The following is a 15,907-nucleotide window of genomic DNA, read 5'->3' as shown; positions in this document are numbered from 1 at the left end:
ATATACTATGTATGGTTTCATTCACCTAAATGTAATATTAAGGAAAATAAGTCTCTTCTATACCCCAATCTAGTTGATTTTAAACACTTCAAGTAATAGAATGAACTAATCTAAAAGAAAAGGATGGGCATAAGAGATGCCGTTTAAAGAACCTCGTACACTCAGTAAAAGATCCCTATTATTTTTCTCTCTCATTATGCTAGTTAAAAGTTATTTTGCTTGGTATTTTCTCTTTGAAGACGGGCCTACGTGGACCACATGGCTTAAAGAAATCCCTTTTGTGCTTCTAGTCTTTTGCTTGATTGAATGGTTCGCAACGAAACGAAAAATTGCCATCTACATGCTGGTCAATGTGTTGATCACTACACTATTTTTCTCACTCATTGTATATCATAATCATTTTGGCATTATTGCTACTTCACAAGTATTAGATCAGGTCAAGCAAGTTGGAGCCGTTAAGAAAAGTATTTTCTCGGTCATGCGTCCGCAATATATGCTCATTTTTGTGGATATCATTGTCATTGGTTTGGTCATGTTGAGAAAACAGAAGGCACTTAATTGGAAAAAAGCCATGTCGCGTAAAAGTAACCGGAAAGCGGTTGCGATCTTATTCTGTATTTCCATCGTCATTTGCGCAATGAATATTTTTCCTAACCGAGCCAGTATGAACGAAACCGTTAAAGCCGAGCAAATGGGCATTCTCAATTATGAAGCTTACTCTCTATTAGCCAATCAAGAAGAAGAACAAATCGACGTCGCTAAGATTACACAAGCAGCGATTAACAAGACCAAAGGAATTCAAGCAACCTCAAATTCGGTTCAATTTGGAGCCGCCAAAGGAAAGAACCTGGTCATTCTTCAGATGGAGTCTTTCCAGAACTTCTTAATCAATCTAAAGATTGATGGAGTAGAAATTACGCCGAATATGAATAAGCTTGCGGCTAGCAGTTATTACTTTCCGCGTTTCTACCAGCAGGTTGGACAAGGAAATACTTCTGACGCCGAATTCATTGTAAATACTTCTTTCTATGTTCCACCTGATGGTCCAGCCACTCAAATGTATGCGCCAAAAGAGCTTCCAAGCTTACCTAAGCTGCTTCAAGCACAAGGTTATGATACGGCAACATTCCATACTAATGAAGTCGACTTTTGGAACCGTGGCGAGCTTTATACTGCCTTAGGATTTAATCGATATTACGATAAGGAATATTATGGTGAAGAGGATACGGTATTTTATGGAGCTTCTGATGAGGTGTTGTATGAGAAAACAGCTGCAGAGCTAGCAAGGATGGATCAGAAGGATCAGCCATTCTACTCCCATGTTATTTCGATGTCAGCGCATAATCCGTTCTCGATCCCTGAGGATAAATACAAAATGGCCCTTCCAGAACGATTCGAAGGAACATTAGTCGGGGATTATATTCGTGCTCAAAATTATGCTGACTATGCACTGGGACTTTTTATTGATGAGCTCAAACAAAATGGGGTATGGGATAACAGCTTGATTGCATTGTACGGAGATCACCGCGGACTTCCTATCTTCTCTCTAAAAGAGGACGATCACGTCTTATTACAGGAAATCCTTGGTCATGAATATACGGAGCGCGAATTAATTAATATTCCATTGATCCTATCAGCGACGGGGATTACAACGCCAAGTGTAAAAGAACAGTTGGGCGGTCAAGTGGATATTTTGCCTACTGTATCTAATTTATTAGGTGTTTCTCTTGCGGATCATATTCATTTCGGACAAGATTTATTGAATCAATCGACTTATAACCTACTTCCTCAGCGCTATTATTTGCCAACAGGATCGTTCGTAAATAATGAAGAGCTCTTCCTATCTGGCAGTGGCTTCGAGGATGGTCAGCATTATACCTTATCTGGCGATGGTAACCACACGCAACAAACGACCGAGGATGAGTTCGATCGTGCTTTAGAGCTTCTCCATCTATCAGATAGTTATGTAACACAGTTACCGGATAGAGTAATTGAGGAAAAATAAGCTTATATATATCAAAAACACTGCACTCACCAAATCGGCGAATGCAGTGTTTTTCTATAGTCATTTACTTATTCTTTTACGACCAGTTTTAGAGGTGCGGCAATCAGCTTCTCAACCGTCTTGCCATCTAATACGTCTTTCGCTGCTTGAATCGCTAACTGCCCAATTAATGCAGGCTGCTGAGCAACGGTTCCTGTGAGTTTACCCGCCTCAATGGATTTAAGTGCATCTTCATTTCCATCAAAACCGATGACAGGAATATTCTTACCTGAACTCTGAATCGCTTCTATAGCACCAAGAGCCATTTCATCATTATGAGCGAAAACCGCTTGTACATCTGGATTTCCTTGGAGAAGGTTCTCCATAACGGTCAACCCTTTCGTACGGTCAAAATCAGCAGTTTGCTTCGCAATCACCTCAAGCTGCGTGTCGGCAATTTCATGGAATCCTTTCCCGCGTTCACGGGTAGCTGATGCTCCCGGTGATCCTTCTAGTTCTATAACCTTTGCACCTTTTCCAAGCTGCTCTACAATATATTCAGCTGCCATTGATCCACCTTTTACATTATCAGAGGCAACAAGGGCTTTAATGTCTCCCTTATCTGCAGAACGGTCCAAAGTAACGACTGGAATATCTAGACTGTTAGCTGTCTGAACAACCGTCGAGATCGCTGAAGAGTCTACTGGATTGATTAACAGCGCATTTACACCTTTTTGCATTAAATCTTCAACGTCATTACTTTGCTTGGCTGAATCATTCTGCGCATCGATAACGAGAACCTCCATACCAAGCTTCTTAGCTTCTGCCAAAACTCCATCTTTAACAGATACAAAGAACGGATTGTTCAAGGTAGATATGGATAATCCAATCTTCATATTCCCTGGGCCCCCGCCGCTGTTCGGCTTTGCCCACTCTGGAGGCTCTAAGGAACAGCCCGTCATAAGAATCAAGAGTAAGGAAGTAAAAATTAATGTGAGCTTTTTCATGTGGAATCCCCCTTATACGGCTTTCTTACGGTCTATGAGTACAGCAATCGCAATAACGATCCCTTTAACTACCATTTGGTAAAATGATGATACGCCGAGCAAGTTCAAGCCATTGTTCAGAATCCCGATAATAAGAGCACCAATTAATGTGCCTACGATACGTCCACGGCCACCTGTTAAGCTCGTCCCCCCTAATACTACTGCCGCGATCGCATCCAACTCATAGGATGTACCTGCTGTTGGTTGCGCTGAGTTCAATCTAGAGGTCAAGATGGCACCAGCCAATGCTGATAACATACCGGTTAAGGAATAGATTATTATTTTGATGCGGTCTACTTTGATCCCTGAAATAATGGAAGCTTTCTCATTACCCCCAATAGCATACGTTTTACGGCCAAATGGCGTTTTATGCAGTACAATCCACAACACAGCGAATACTATAATCATCGTGATAGCAGGTACAGGTATTCCTAGTAAATATCCACGACCAAACAATTGGAACGTCATGCTGTCACCAAGACCTGTGATCGGATTACCGTCCGTGTATACAAGCGTTAATCCGCGGAAAATAGTCATGGTCGCCAGTGTAGCAATAAACGGCGCCATTCTGCCTTTCGTAATCATCAGTCCGTTGACCATCCCCATCAGTCCACCCGCTAAACAACCCACAACAATAGCTAAGATTGGATCCCAGCCTGACAACATCAAGTTGGCTGTGAAGGCACTGGATAAAGCTAGAATAGACCCTACTGATAAATCGATACCACCCGTTAGAATAACAAAAGTCATCCCAAAAGCGATAAGCGCATTAATTGCGACTTGTCTAAGCAAGTTCAGTATATTAAGGGGTTCCATAAAGCTTGGGTTCAGCACGGTTACGATAATAATTAGAATGATTAGCCCTAGTAATGGCCCTAATTTCTGCGTGATTTGCCCAATTTGGAAACCTTTCTTTACACTCTCATCTTTGATAGCAGTCATTACTATTGCCCCCCTGTAGCTAACGTCATGATTTTTTCTTGCGTAGCTTCCTGTTGTGAAAGTTCTCCACTGATTTCCCCTTCATGAACAACTACGATGCGGTCACTCATCCCTAAGACTTCAGGAAGTTCTGAGGATACCATAATAATGGCGACACCTCGTTCAGTTAATTCGTTCATAAGCTGATAAATTTCCCGTTTTGCCCCAACATCGACGCCGCGTGTAGGCTCATCAAGGATAAGAACACTGAGGCCAATACCAATCCATTTGGCGATAACTACTTTTTGTTGATTACCCCCAGATAAATTCCGGACCAAAGTGGATGATGATTGTGTCTTAATGTGTAGCCGTTTAATAAGCATGTCCACGAATTCTTGTTCCTTCTTAGCATTGATTACACCCTTAGGGGCGAAGTCGTATAAATTCGTCAGTACCATATTATCTCGAATAGAGAAATCTAGGATTAACCCCTCATCTTTGCGGTCTTCTGTAACAAAGCCGATTCCAGCTTGCATAGCGTCATTGGGATTCCGAATGGTAATCTTCTGTCCCTTCACCCAAATCTCACCTTGGTCTAATGATTCTAATCCGAATAAGGTTCTCATCATCTCTGTACGTCCAGATCCCATTAATCCAGAGAATCCTATGATTTCGCCAGCTCGCACAGAGAAATTAGCATTTTTAAATTGCCCTTTCTTTGAAGCATTCTTAACTTCAAGAACCACTTCTCCGGGTTTAGAAGTACGCTCAGGGAACCGGTCCGTTAATTCACGACCTACCATCTTCCGAACTACATCGTCAAAATTAGTTTCAGGAATGGGCTTCGTGTCTACGGTTTTCCCATCTCGCATAACGGTGATTCGATCACATATCGTAAAAATCTCTTCCATCCGATGCGAAATATAGACGATAGAGACGCCTTCTTTCTTTAGTGAGGCAATGACTTCAAATAGTTTCTGTATTTCTCTCTCGGTTAATGCAGCGGTAGGTTCGTCCATCACAATAACTTTCGCATGAGTCATAAGCGCTTTAGCGATCTCAATCATCTGTTTTTCACCTACTGAACATTCCCCCGCCTCTTGGTTCAAAGGAATGGTCACAGAGAGCTTAGCAAACTGTTCATTTGCTAACGCTTTCATCTCTTTCCTATTTAACAGGCCGAATTTGGATGTTCGTTCCTTGCCAATGAACAGATTATCCAGAACCGTCATATCTGGCCATACATTCAGCTCCTGATGGATAAATGCGATTCCATATTGTTCTGCCTCTTTGGGATTCGTAAAGTATTTCTCCTGATCATCTATACGAATGGTGCCTTGGTCACGTTGGTGCAGACCGATCAGAATATTCATCAGCGTAGACTTACCTGCGCCATTCTCACCCATCAGGGCATGAACTTCACCATCCTTAAGTTCAAAATCCACACCGGTCAATACACGGTTAGCGCCAAAAGACTTATGAATATCTTTCATCGTAATGTGCATACACTTAGAACCCCCTTTTTATCCAAAATAGACCCCAGCTTGTAGAATACAGTTTGCATACGGCTTAGCTTCACCCGTGCGAATAATAACCTTAGCCTGCATCGTCAGCTGCTTAAATTGCTCATGTGAATACGCTTCTATCGGTATTTCCTTAAATTTATTATTCAAGTATTGAGAGGTGACTTTATTATCAGTCTCTAATTCCTCTGCAACGATCACCTTTTCGATGACCATATCCTCCGAAATGATATCAACGATATCTTGGAAGCTAGGAACCCCTAGTTTAACCGCCAAATCAATCTTCGGAACACCTGGTGGAACTGGAAGCCCCACATCTGCGATGACAATTGTATCAGTGTGGCCTAAGTCAGTAAGCACTTTGGAAATATGACTGTTTAATATCCCTTGTTTCTTCATAACTAAAGATTCGCCTCCACTTCTGCTCTTGTCGGCATGCCACCTTGTGCACCAAATTTAGTAACGGATAAGGAAGCCGCTCGATTGGCAAACTTTACACTATCCAGAATGGAGCTGCCTTCAGCTAAAGCAACTGCAAATGCCGCATTAAAAGTATCTCCAGCACCTGTCGTATCTATAGCGTTAACTTTGTAAGTAGGAACCAGAACTTCTTGTTCTCCATCGTAAAATCGTACGCCATTGCTTCCCTCTGTGATAAACAGCTTGTTTGGATATTTCCTTAAGGCATCTGTAGTACTCACCCCAGGGAATAAAATCGTACATTCATGTTCATTAGGTGTCAGATAGGCGGCATTTTCTATAATCGCGTCACTGATGGGACGCGCAGGTGCCGGATTAAGCAGCATAGGGATATTAAATTTATGACAAAGTTCGCTTACAAAAGACACCGTTTCTTCGGGTATTTCTTGTTGGATTAGCACCATATCAGATCCTTTAATAGCATCAAGTGCTCGCTCAACCAAAGCAGGAGTAACTGAATCATTAGCTCCTTTTACAACGATAATACTATTATCACCTTCTGCTAAAATGATGTGAGCAGTACCGCTTTTGGTATGTGTAACCGGTTCCACATTGGTGGTAAGAACCCGATTTCTCTTAAGATTCTCCATGATCTCCGTACCATAGAAATCTTCACCTACACAACCAACCATCATAACTTCTGCCCCTAAACGCGAAGCAGCTACGGCCTGATTCGCTCCCTTGCCTCCTGGAACGGTAGCGAAGCTCTCTCCAAGAACAGTTTCTCCTGCGTGAGGTCGCTTAGATGAGGTTACCACCAAATCCATTGAACAACTTCCAATTACACAAATCTTAGCCATGTCCATCAACCTTTCTTATGTTGTCATCTATTCTTTACTTCTTGTTGTTTCCCGCTCCACAAAGCTGACGGGTAATTGAATGATTTTATCTTCTACTTTATCTTGCTCAATTAACTTAATAAGTAAACCAGCCGCTTCACGGCCCATGTCATGTGCAGGCTGACGGATAGTGGATAACGAAGGAGACAACAGGCTGCTAAGTGGGATATCATCGAATCCAATGATTTGGAGATCCTGTGGCACTCTTTTACCTAAGCGATGTGCTTCATGAATAACTGCTGTCGCCACGATATCATTACTTGCAATTACGCCGTCTGTGTCTATATATTTATCAAATAACTCTACAGCCCATTGTTCCGCTTCCGTGTGGGAGAAAGATGAAGTCTGGATCACTTGATAAGTGATTCCCATTTCATCAAGTACTTCAATCGCACCTTGAAATCGATCCTGCGCCGGTTTAATATGCGCCGGTCCTTGCATGACTGTAATCTTGGTGCTTCCCCGTGCAATGATTTCTTGAGCAGCAAGGCGTCCGCCTTTTCTGCCATCTGCATATACGGAGGGACTGTCATTAGAAGTACGGTCAAGAAATACAACCGGAATTTTTAAATTAGAATAAATATCTTTCTCAGGAAAATTAGTGGATGAGATCATGCCAATGACATTATTTTGGATAAAGGTTTGAATATAATCCAATTCCTTTTCCTCGTTCTCATCACTATTACCAAAGATTATCCGATAACCATGTTCCTGCATCTGATCTTCTATCCCACGTGCTAATTGCGGGAAGAATGGGTTCGTAATGTCAGGTAATAGAAGTCCGATTAATTTGGATTTCCGTTTATACAAAGACCTTGCAACCTCATTAGGGGTATAATTCATTTCTTTGATTGCTGCCTCAACCTTTTTTCGAGTATCGATATTCACATAACCAGAATCATTTAACACCCTAGAAACGGTTGCCACCGATACTCCAGCTATTTTAGCAACATCTTTAATCGTCATCATCATTCATTTCATCCCCCAATGTGTAACCGGTTACATGTATTACATTAATTAGATTATCATAAAACCGTTTTCATTACAAATCTTTTTTCGTTCCAATATATAACAAAAGATATCGATTGAACTCGATATCCTTAGTGAGGCTAATAAACCAGTTCACAATCATGGTGTTCCCAAACATCAAATAAATTACCATCCAGATCTTCAAATACAAAAAACTTACCATACTCACCTTCGTCACTAATGTTTCCGACTTTCACATCTTCACAACTCAAATTGTTATGAAGTGATACGACATCATTAGTAAAGAAAGTGATCACCCATCTTTTCTTATCGCTTACCTCGAACACCGCTCTAGAATCATGATCACTTTGTGTTAAACATAGGATCGGTCTATTCTCCCTAAATAAGCTTAGGTTGCCTTCTCTTCGATCCCTAATATTAAAACCAAAATGTTTCACAAACCAAGCTGCAGATTTCTCCAAGTCTTTAACTGGGATCACATTATATGCAATACCTAAAATTCTTCCAACCTCCATCGAATACCTCCTTGACCTTAGACTTTTGTCTACTAAAGATCTCTAAAGACTTTTATCAGCAAATCGATTTAATAGTTTGATTGTATTAAAATGCATCCCTTCATGGTAAAGCGTGAAATTTATGAATTCTCCGATTGTATTTAAGGTTAATCCACTACCCGTTGTAAGAGGGGTTACTTGCTCACTTAAGCGATTGTGCATAGCTTCCTGAATACGTTTGGGTTGCTCCGAAAGCATCTCAATTAACACATCAAGTGTTGGTGGTTTCTCGCTCCACTCTGCAGGTTTAGTACCTTTTGCAAATAATCGTTCAAAGCTTTCCGGCAATTGCATAAGCTCCCTAACGGAATGAAAAGCGAACTTCTCTTGCACCAAATAAATATGTCCCAAGTTCCATCTAATGTTGTTATTAAAGCCCTGTGGAATGATATCTAGTAGTTCCTCGGAAAGTACTTCAACTGCACGAACAGTAACACTACGTACAAATTCAATTTGTTTGAACACGATTGGGTCCATCATAGCCCCTCCTATTTTTTATCCATAGTTTACCATGCACGACAACCGAATCCCAGCAGTTAGTACGAATTGTAAAATATCTCTTTACAAAAGAAAACAAATGGTTTATTTTAACATTAAGTAATCATTAAATATTAGTCGTATTATCACAACATTTAAATTCTATAACGAGAAATATCGGAGGTTATGATGGAAGATACCATGAAAGATACCTTACTATCGAACATAAAATTTGCGTACAACGAAGCTTTGGAATTCATTGTTTCTATGGGAATGATTGCTTGTGAAGAGCAGTTGCTTAAGGCAGCTGAGGATTACAAACTTGAAATGGACCCACAAGCGTTGTCTTATCATAAAGATGCACGAGCACGGTTGTCACCTCACTCCTACCGAGAACTTCAGTTTTTTTTCCAGTACAACTTTTTTCATAAAGCACTCGATTTTGCTTTCTATGAATCCATTTGCACTTGTCCAGAACCACAAACAGCTGAAGCATGGATAAATCGACTGGAAAAGAGTCCTGCAGAAAAGGTAGTCGCTGAAATGGTATATGGTGTGTATTACGATAAATTAGATGAGTTGCTAGAAGGAAACGATTGGGAAATCGTCAAGAAGGATACCCGCTTAATGGCTGAGCTTGTGGCAAGAACAAAACCGCAGCTGGATGTGATTGAAGCGCAGGGGCCATTACTAGAGTGTCTTGCTTATCCCGAAGAAACTAAGCTACGTTATATGCAGCTCTTAAACCAGTTCTACAAGGATGTCTTTTCACTTTGGAAAGAGGAGTTAAAAAGGGAGTCTGAACAAGCCTCTCAGCGTTATGAAGGTTTGTTCCTAGCGAATCCTGAAAGATTCATTCGTGATATCAACAAAAATGAACCTGCAGTTTATGATGTTCCCACTACTTTTCATGTCAGCTTTTTCTCACAAGTTGGGAATCATGTTCTCTTCTTTTACGCAGGAAGTTCCCGTATCGCTTGGGTTATATTCGGCATTTTTAATGATCATGTATTCGGACCTGCTGCTGATCGAGAGAAAACTGAACTTTTTTTAAAAGCATTCTCGGATAAACGACGTTTAGACTTCTTGCTACTCTTAAGGAATCGCCCTCACTATGGACAAGAAATTGCATCAGCACTTGGCATAACGCCCGCGGCAGTAACTTATCATGCCAACTTCCTATTCTTTTTAGACCTTATCGAACTAAAAAGAACCGATCATCGATTATATTACCATCTTCGAATGGATAAATTGAGAGAATTACTTGCCGTCACCACAAAAGTCATGCTCGATGAGGAACCTCCTATCTTTTAAGTGAACCACAGCAAATTAAAACCATAGTGGGGAGGGTCTAAATTGAATGGATCTACAAACATAGAAGCAGACTCGATCAAAAAATCCAAAGTAGTTTCTAACACTTTTATGCGTTTACTGAAACTTGGAAAACCCTATTTAGGCTGGTACCTCATATTATGTCTCTTAGCTGCCGTCGTTTCCCTTGCAACAGTTGGGATAGCCGAATCTTTACGACGTATAATCAACGCTGCTACGAATCAGAACATGTCCTTTTTGATGTCTGGTGCTATCTTTGCTCTAGTAATCGTTATTGTAGATGCTTTAGCCAGCTTCTTATTGACTTACTTATCAGGTGTGCTTGAATTCAAGTCGACCTCCAAGCTTCAGGTATCACTGCTAGCTAGATTATTAAACGTACAGATGAAAGATTTGGATCGTTATCATTCTGCTGATCTCATTAGTCGTATCAATGATTCTGCCCCAGCTGCTCAGCAAGGTATCAATCAGAAGACCATTGAACTATTCAGTAATCTGATGCAAATTACATTTCTCCTAACTTACCTGCTCTCGCTCCAATATGTCTTAACGCTCGGAACTATATTGATTTGCTCGCTTGTTCCACTTGTGATGATTCCCTTCACTTCCCGCCTACGTTCCATGCACGAGCAAAGACAGCAAATTGAAACCGCTCAACAAATGTTTATTCAAGATACGGTACAGGGTGCTGAGGTTGTGCGTGCCTTCTCCCTTGCATCTAAGCTGCATAATCAATTCACACAACGTGTTAGGCAATATTTCAACATTCATTTACCTGTCACACGCTTAGAAGCTGTGGGCTATAATATGCCCTTTGCCGTTATTCTTAGTGGATTGCTATATGTTCTCTCCTACGGCGGATATCTAGTTATCCAAGGGAGATTGGATGTGGGAGCAGTGGCGGCATTTCTGATTTGTTTCGAGCAAATTACAAACCCTGTATCAAAGCTGGCTAATCTATGGACAGAATTACAAGCCTCGCTGGCGCAAGGTAAACGATTGTTTGAAGTCATCGATTTACCAGAAGAAGACGCAAGCCGTGAATGTAATCAGGAAGATTCTCATAAAGAAACGCCGATGAATAACAACCAAGCAATTAGTGGCTTGTACCCTATCACCTTTGAGAATGTAAGTTTTCATTATGGTAATCATCAAGTATTAACTAACGTTAATCTAACCATAGAACCAGGTAAAGTAACTGCGTTTGCCGGTCCTAGTGGCAGTGGGAAAAGCACCCTCCTTCATTTAATACTCGCAACCTATGAACCTAATGAAGGGGTCATCCAATCTGGTAAGTTGCCGTTAAGCAGCATCCCCCCTAAGTCTTGGCGTAATCATTTGGCTTATGTTTCTCAAGAGCCTTATCTGTTCACTGGAACTCTATATGAAAATATTGCATGGGGAAGACCTGACGCAACCTTTGAAGAAATTATTAAAGCAGCAAAAAGTGCGGGGATACATGAATTTATTATGAGAACCCCACTTCAATATCAGACTTCTATTGGGGAACGGGGCCATACCTTATCTGGCGGCGAAAGGCAGCGGCTATCTATTGCCAGAGCGTTTGTCCGAGCGCCTAAGCTTCTCCTTCTTGATGAACCCACAGCTGCACTTGATAGCCATAATGAGGAGATTGTCGGCCAGGCCCTGCAAGAACTCATGCATGATCGTACGACGGTTGTTATCGCGCATAGACTATCTACCATCAGAAATGCAGATCACATTTATTATATGGAGGCGGGTTCTATTGTTGAAGCTGGGACTCATCTGGAGTTAATGACTTTACAAGGTCAGTATTACAATATGGTTGAGACCTCAATGAAGAAGGCTGATATTTCTACTCTGGTCAGGGAGGTAGAGATATGAATGAGATGGAATCCAAGAATCTAAAATTGGGGTATGCTCTGCGTAGATTAATCTCTTATGCTAGCCCTTATCGAATTGGATTTATTGTGGCTGTACTCCTGCTCTCTGCTAAGCTCGTAATGGACATAGGATTTGCAGCCATTCAGCAAGTATTTATTGATACGATCAACAACGCCAATATGGATGCTTTAACACGCATAACTGTAATCTGTGCCATTGCTTGCGTCATCATTATCTGCTGTCTTATGCTGCAGCATTACTTCCGCTTCGTTATGCAGAGTCGAATGGCATGGGATATTCGTGCGAAGCTGTTTGACAAAAGTCACCAAATTCCATTCCGTTACCTTCAGTCCATGCATTCAGGTGATTTGACTTCGCGTAACACTAAGGATGCAGGAATGGCCATGGGGATGATAAACAGCATCGTATACGATCTAGGCTATAATCTACTTCTCTGTTTCATTTCCTTTCTATATTTGGCTAAAATGGATGTCTGGATCGCCCTGTTAGCTCTTGGATCGGGCCCCCTTGTTTTTCTATCCGGACGTTTCTTTGATCGCAGATTACGTAAATTATCTACTCAAATATATGCAAAAGAGGCAGAATTACGAGGAATTTTACAAGAAACGCTTCAAGGAATGAAGGTTGTCAGAGCCTTTTCGCTAGAAGAAACTCTCTTAAATAAATATGCGTTAGAACGTGAGAAGTTAAGAAAAATGCAGCTGCAAAAATCGCTTCTAAATGGTCTCTTATGGCAATCTTCTGCCTTTATCAACAATATTGTAATGGTGACATGCGCCGCTTTAATTGCGTTATCAGCTCTAAGTGGCGGAACATCAGCAGGTGAAGTACTCGCTTTTATTATTCTGATGGGTAGGGTTCAATGGCCTTTTGTCCATATGTCTCAAACATGGGGAGGTGTCCAGGAGGCTTTAGGTGCAGCTGACCGCGTATTCGCTATACTTGATGCACCTGATGAAGGAGCTACTCATCCTTTGCCAGAATCCAGCTCATCAACATTCGCTTCCGTAGAGGTAGCTGCATTACAAATAGAGGATGTCCACTACAACTATTCGGGTAAAACGGATAATGAAGCCTCCCTATTTACAGGGCTTAATATTCATATACAACATGGAGAAACTATCGCGGTTGTCGGGCCAAGCGGGTCAGGGAAGACGACGCTCGTTCGATTATGTAATGGACTTTATGAGCCTACTGCAGGAAGCATCACGGTTTATGGAAAGTCTGTACATGATCAGCTTGAAGAAGCACGTGCAATGATTACCTATGTTCCCCAAACCCCTTATTTGTTCTCAGGAACTATACGAGACAATATCGCCTTCAGTTCTAGTACAGCTAGCGAAGAGGATATTCGAGAAGCCGCTCGGCTCGCAGGTGCAGAAGAGTTTATTACGAAGATGCCCCATGGTTATGACACTATCCTAGGTGAACATGGATCGACTTTATCTGGTGGACAAAGACAACGCATAGCCATTGCCAGAGCTTTTCTTCGCGATGCTCCACTCCTTCTTCTAGATGAAGCAACTTCCGCACTCGATAACGAATCTGAGCGAATGATTCAGCAATCTCTTGATTTGTTAATGAAGAATCGAACCACATTGGTTATTGCACACAGACTATCCACCATACGTGAAGCATCTAGAATTATCGTGTTAAATCAGGGTTCGATTGTTGAGGAAGGTACACATGAGTCTTTATTAGAAATGAATGGGCTATACTCACAATTATATAACATTCAATTTAAATCTTCTGAAGCAGAAGACATTTGTGCACCTGAGTTGCTTCAATTACATTCCAATCTTTGATCTCAGTTCAATGCATACATCGTAATTCATAAGTTATTTTAATTAAGGTGTATGCGTTGGAATCGAGTATAAATTATCCTCTTCTTTTAATCGTTTCATGACGAGCTTAATAAATGACTGGATATAGCTTTCTTGAAGCTCTTTCTTTCTGTGGCTCATCCATATCGAATGCTTAGAGACTACATTTTCCACTTCGACCTTGGCTAACATACCCTGATCAAGATAAGGCTTTGCTAACAACGCAGATACAAAACTAATCCCATAACCGGCAATCACGGCTTGAATAACCTCATTTACTCCATTAAATTGCAGTTCGATCTTCGGATGTTGTACCTTTCTTTCTTCACATAATTGTACAATTCTCTCTCTGGCTGCACTACCTTCCTCCCTCATAATAAATGCCTCAGCCATCACTTCCTCAAAGCTAACCTCCTGCTTGGCTAAAGAATGATTTGAAGAAACTACGAACACATACTCGTCCTTGTACAACTCCCGATGTTCGAACACCCCTGTATGATGAGAAGGAAACGCCATATCACTATAAATCGCCACGTCTGCTTCAAAGTTATTTAATTGTTCCATGACTTCATGAGAATTAGCAGTAGAGATCTGAATTTTAACCTCCGGAAAAGATTGTTTGTATAATGATGCCCACCGGGGGATGAGTATGCTTGTGGCCAGATAATTACCTGCAATCCGAATATGGCCCGCAGGAAATTTATGATAATCCTCAATAATCTGCTGTACCTGTTCACCCATAGCAAATAACTTTTCAAGTGGTTCGATCAGTTTTCTCCCAATCGGTGTTAGCACCATTCTCTTTCCTATGACCTCTAATAATACGATATTATTCTCCCGTTCAAATTTGCGAATCTGCGCTGATATAGCGGGTTGACTGATGTGCAAACGTTCAGAGGCTTTGGTCACACTCCCTGTTATTGCAACATAATAAAACAATTTTAATACATGATAGTTCATCCTGATTTCTTCCTAACTATATAAAATAAAATCATTGTTTAACGGACCTTCGGCTTTCTTACTATAACTATACATTATGGATATTAACTATTATATATTGTTTATTTATAATTATTTTTCTTATACTTACAACTATTCAAAAGGGAGGTTTCGTTAATGAAAGAGACAGTATTATTTTTAACCCGTCACGGGCAGACCGAATGGAATTTGCAGAAAAGAATGCAAGGACATCAAAATTCAGCGTTAACAACCTTGGGTGAACAGCAAGCGGAATGGTTGAGAGAACGTTTGGAAGGTGAGAATTTAGGAGCCATTTATTCTAGTACTAGTCCAAGAGCATTGCATACTGCGCAGATTTTACGAGGAAATCGGAGTTTACCGATTCAACAGCAAGCTTCATTAATGGAAATTAACATGGGCATTTGGGAAGGAATGAACACAGATCAGATTGAACAAGAATATCCATTACAGTACACCCATTTTTTCACCAGACCTGATCTTTTTATTCCTCTAGCCCCAGGTGAGACCTATAGTCAGCTTGAACAAAGAGTAACGCCGACTATTGAGCGTATCATTAACGATAATGAAGGACATGAGGTACTTATTGTCACGCATCGGATGACCCTGAAAGTAATTATGGCTCATTTTCTCAATAAATCATTGCAGGAATTAGGGGAACTACCGGATATTCTCTCTACAGCATTGTGTAAAGTAACCCTAACTGACAACAATACAACCATCGATCTGTACGGCGATACTTCACATTATCAATGAATCCTTCTCAAAAATAAAAAAGGAAACTCCGATTTAAATGGGGTTCCCTTTTTAGACTTGAATTTTAAATTTCCACACTTTTGATTGTAAAGCTGCGGACCTTCATCCATTTTCCTGAAATAAATTCGTCAATTGTTTTCGTCTTCGGTCTAACACAAAAACGATGCTTGCTCCCTTTATCAAAACCAACCGCTTCAAAAATCAGGCCGTCACCTATTTGCTCCTTAAAGAACACTTGCTTAAGTCCCAATCTATTTAACATTTCAAGCTTTACACTTTCGATATATGTGCGTGAATACTCCTTAGACATATGTGTT

At 40.9% G+C, this 15,907-nt stretch carries 15 protein-coding genes; 5 read left to right on the top strand and 10 right to left on the bottom strand.

Annotated features, from left to right (window positions below; genetic code table 11):
- Positions 1–136 precede the first annotated feature (136 nt).
- Positions 137–2,005 (top strand): LTA synthase family protein, encoded by a 1,869-nt coding sequence (locus PAENI_RS24210; RefSeq protein ID WP_149646932.1) that lies wholly within the window; start codon positions 137–139, stop codon positions 2,003–2,005.
- A 68-nt stretch (positions 2,006–2,073) separates the two neighbouring features.
- Here the strand turns inward: PAENI_RS24210 and rbsB are convergent, their stop codons facing one another.
- The 8 genes from rbsB to PAENI_RS24170 form a co-directional block, all read right to left on the bottom strand.
- Complete coding sequence (rbsB, locus tag PAENI_RS24205) at positions 2,074–2,991, bottom strand: ribose ABC transporter substrate-binding protein RbsB (RefSeq protein ID WP_076286607.1); 918 nt, start codon at positions 2,989–2,991, stop codon at positions 2,074–2,076.
- Between the two features lie 12 nt (positions 2,992–3,003).
- Positions 3,004–3,972 (bottom strand): ABC transporter permease subunit, encoded by a 969-nt coding sequence (locus tag PAENI_RS24200; protein WP_149646931.1) that lies wholly within the window; start codon positions 3,970–3,972, stop codon positions 3,004–3,006.
- Between the two features lie 2 nt (positions 3,973–3,974).
- Positions 3,975–5,456, bottom strand: a complete 1,482-nt coding sequence (locus PAENI_RS24195; protein WP_076286606.1) for a sugar ABC transporter ATP-binding protein — start codon at positions 5,454–5,456, stop codon at positions 3,975–3,977.
- A gap of 18 nt (positions 5,457–5,474) precedes the next feature.
- Positions 5,475–5,873 carry a D-ribose pyranase gene (gene rbsD, locus PAENI_RS24190; protein ID WP_076286605.1) on the bottom strand — a complete coding sequence of 133 codons (399 nt, stop codon included), beginning with the start codon at positions 5,871–5,873 and terminating at the stop codon, positions 5,475–5,477.
- Between the two features lie 2 nt (positions 5,874–5,875).
- On the bottom strand, positions 5,876–6,754 hold the full coding sequence (gene rbsK / locus PAENI_RS24185; protein ID WP_149646930.1) for a ribokinase: 879 nt from the start codon (positions 6,752–6,754) through the stop codon (positions 5,876–5,878).
- 27 nt (positions 6,755–6,781) lie between these two features.
- On the bottom strand, positions 6,782–7,762 hold the full coding sequence (locus PAENI_RS24180) for a LacI family DNA-binding transcriptional regulator (protein ID WP_076300554.1): 981 nt from the start codon (positions 7,760–7,762) through the stop codon (positions 6,782–6,784).
- Positions 7,763–7,902: 140 nt separating this feature from the next.
- Positions 7,903–8,298: a VOC family protein gene (locus PAENI_RS24175; protein ID WP_149646929.1), complete on the bottom strand. Its 396-nt coding sequence runs from the start codon at positions 8,296–8,298 to the stop codon at positions 7,903–7,905.
- A 42-nt stretch (positions 8,299–8,340) separates the two neighbouring features.
- On the bottom strand, positions 8,341–8,814 hold the full coding sequence (locus tag PAENI_RS24170) for a DinB family protein (RefSeq protein ID WP_149647075.1): 474 nt from the start codon (positions 8,812–8,814) through the stop codon (positions 8,341–8,343).
- Positions 8,815–9,003: 189 nt separating this feature from the next.
- Between PAENI_RS24170 and PAENI_RS24165 the strand changes: the two genes are divergently transcribed.
- From PAENI_RS24165 to PAENI_RS24155, 3 genes are read left to right on the top strand one after another with little or no spacing between them, the layout of a single operon-like run.
- A complete protein-coding gene (locus tag PAENI_RS24165) occupies positions 9,004–10,128 on the top strand; it encodes a helix-turn-helix domain-containing protein (RefSeq protein WP_223178994.1) in 1,125 nt (374 codons plus the stop codon).
- Between the two features lie 42 nt (positions 10,129–10,170).
- On the top strand, positions 10,171–12,012 hold the full coding sequence (locus PAENI_RS24160; protein WP_149646927.1) for an ABC transporter ATP-binding protein: 1,842 nt from the start codon (positions 10,171–10,173) through the stop codon (positions 12,010–12,012).
- A complete protein-coding gene (locus PAENI_RS24155; protein WP_149646926.1) occupies positions 12,009–13,838 on the top strand; it encodes an ABC transporter ATP-binding protein in 1,830 nt (609 codons plus the stop codon). The genes PAENI_RS24160 and PAENI_RS24155 overlap by 4 nt, the downstream gene beginning before the upstream one ends.
- 42 nt (positions 13,839–13,880) lie before the next feature.
- Here PAENI_RS24155 and PAENI_RS24150 read toward each other — a convergent pair whose 3' ends face one another.
- On the bottom strand, positions 13,881–14,816 hold the full coding sequence (locus PAENI_RS24150; protein ID WP_149646925.1) for a LysR family transcriptional regulator: 936 nt from the start codon (positions 14,814–14,816) through the stop codon (positions 13,881–13,883).
- Between the two features lie 156 nt (positions 14,817–14,972).
- On the opposite strand from PAENI_RS24150, the gene PAENI_RS24145 reads away from it, so the two are divergent.
- Positions 14,973–15,590 carry a histidine phosphatase family protein gene (locus PAENI_RS24145; RefSeq protein WP_042189861.1) on the top strand — a complete coding sequence of 206 codons (618 nt, stop codon included), beginning with the start codon at positions 14,973–14,975 and terminating at the stop codon, positions 15,588–15,590.
- A gap of 64 nt (positions 15,591–15,654) precedes the next feature.
- Here the strand turns inward: PAENI_RS24145 and PAENI_RS24140 are convergent, their stop codons facing one another.
- Positions 15,655–15,900 carry a hypothetical protein gene (locus PAENI_RS24140; protein ID WP_042189863.1) on the bottom strand — a complete coding sequence of 82 codons (246 nt, stop codon included), beginning with the start codon at positions 15,898–15,900 and terminating at the stop codon, positions 15,655–15,657.
- Positions 15,901–15,907: the final 7 nt, after the last annotated feature.

This window comes from Paenibacillus sp. B2(2019), from assembly GCF_008370385.1.
Classification (GTDB): Bacteria; Bacillota; Bacilli; order Paenibacillales; family Paenibacillaceae; genus Paenibacillus_AQ.
Note: the sequence above shows the minus strand (reverse complement) of the source record. Positions and strands in the feature narration are given on the sequence as shown.

Coding starts and splice junctions, on each gene's coding strand:
- PAENI_RS24140 (WP_042189863.1), bottom strand. CDS start 15,900: ATGTCTAAGGAGTATTCACGCACATATATCGAAAGTGTAAAGCTTGAA.
- PAENI_RS24180 (WP_076300554.1), bottom strand. CDS start 7,762: ATGATGACGATTAAAGATGTTGCTAAAATAGCTGGAGTATCGGTGGCA.
- PAENI_RS24210 (WP_149646932.1), top strand. CDS start 137: ATGCCGTTTAAAGAACCTCGTACACTCAGTAAAAGATCCCTATTATTT.
- PAENI_RS24200 (WP_149646931.1), bottom strand. CDS start 3,972: ATGACTGCTATCAAAGATGAGAGTGTAAAGAAAGGTTTCCAAATTGGG.
- rbsD (WP_076286605.1), bottom strand. CDS start 5,873: ATGAAGAAACAAGGGATATTAAACAGTCATATTTCCAAAGTGCTTACT.
- PAENI_RS24195 (WP_076286606.1), bottom strand. CDS start 5,456: ATGCACATTACGATGAAAGATATTCATAAGTCTTTTGGCGCTAACCGT.
- PAENI_RS24175 (WP_149646929.1), bottom strand. CDS start 8,298: ATGGAGGTTGGAAGAATTTTAGGTATTGCATATAATGTGATCCCAGTT.
- rbsK (WP_149646930.1), bottom strand. CDS start 6,754: ATGGCTAAGATTTGTGTAATTGGAAGTTGTTCAATGGATTTGGTGGTA.
- PAENI_RS24145 (WP_042189861.1), top strand. CDS start 14,973: ATGAAAGAGACAGTATTATTTTTAACCCGTCACGGGCAGACCGAATGG.
- PAENI_RS24150 (WP_149646925.1), bottom strand. CDS start 14,816: ATGAACTATCATGTATTAAAATTGTTTTATTATGTTGCAATAACAGGG.
- PAENI_RS24155 (WP_149646926.1), top strand. CDS start 12,009: ATGAATGAGATGGAATCCAAGAATCTAAAATTGGGGTATGCTCTGCGT.
- PAENI_RS24170 (WP_149647075.1), bottom strand. CDS start 8,814: ATGGACCCAATCGTGTTCAAACAAATTGAATTTGTACGTAGTGTTACT.
- rbsB (WP_076286607.1), bottom strand. CDS start 2,991: ATGAAAAAGCTCACATTAATTTTTACTTCCTTACTCTTGATTCTTATG.
- PAENI_RS24165 (WP_223178994.1), top strand. CDS start 9,004: ATGGAAGATACCATGAAAGATACCTTACTATCGAACATAAAATTTGCG.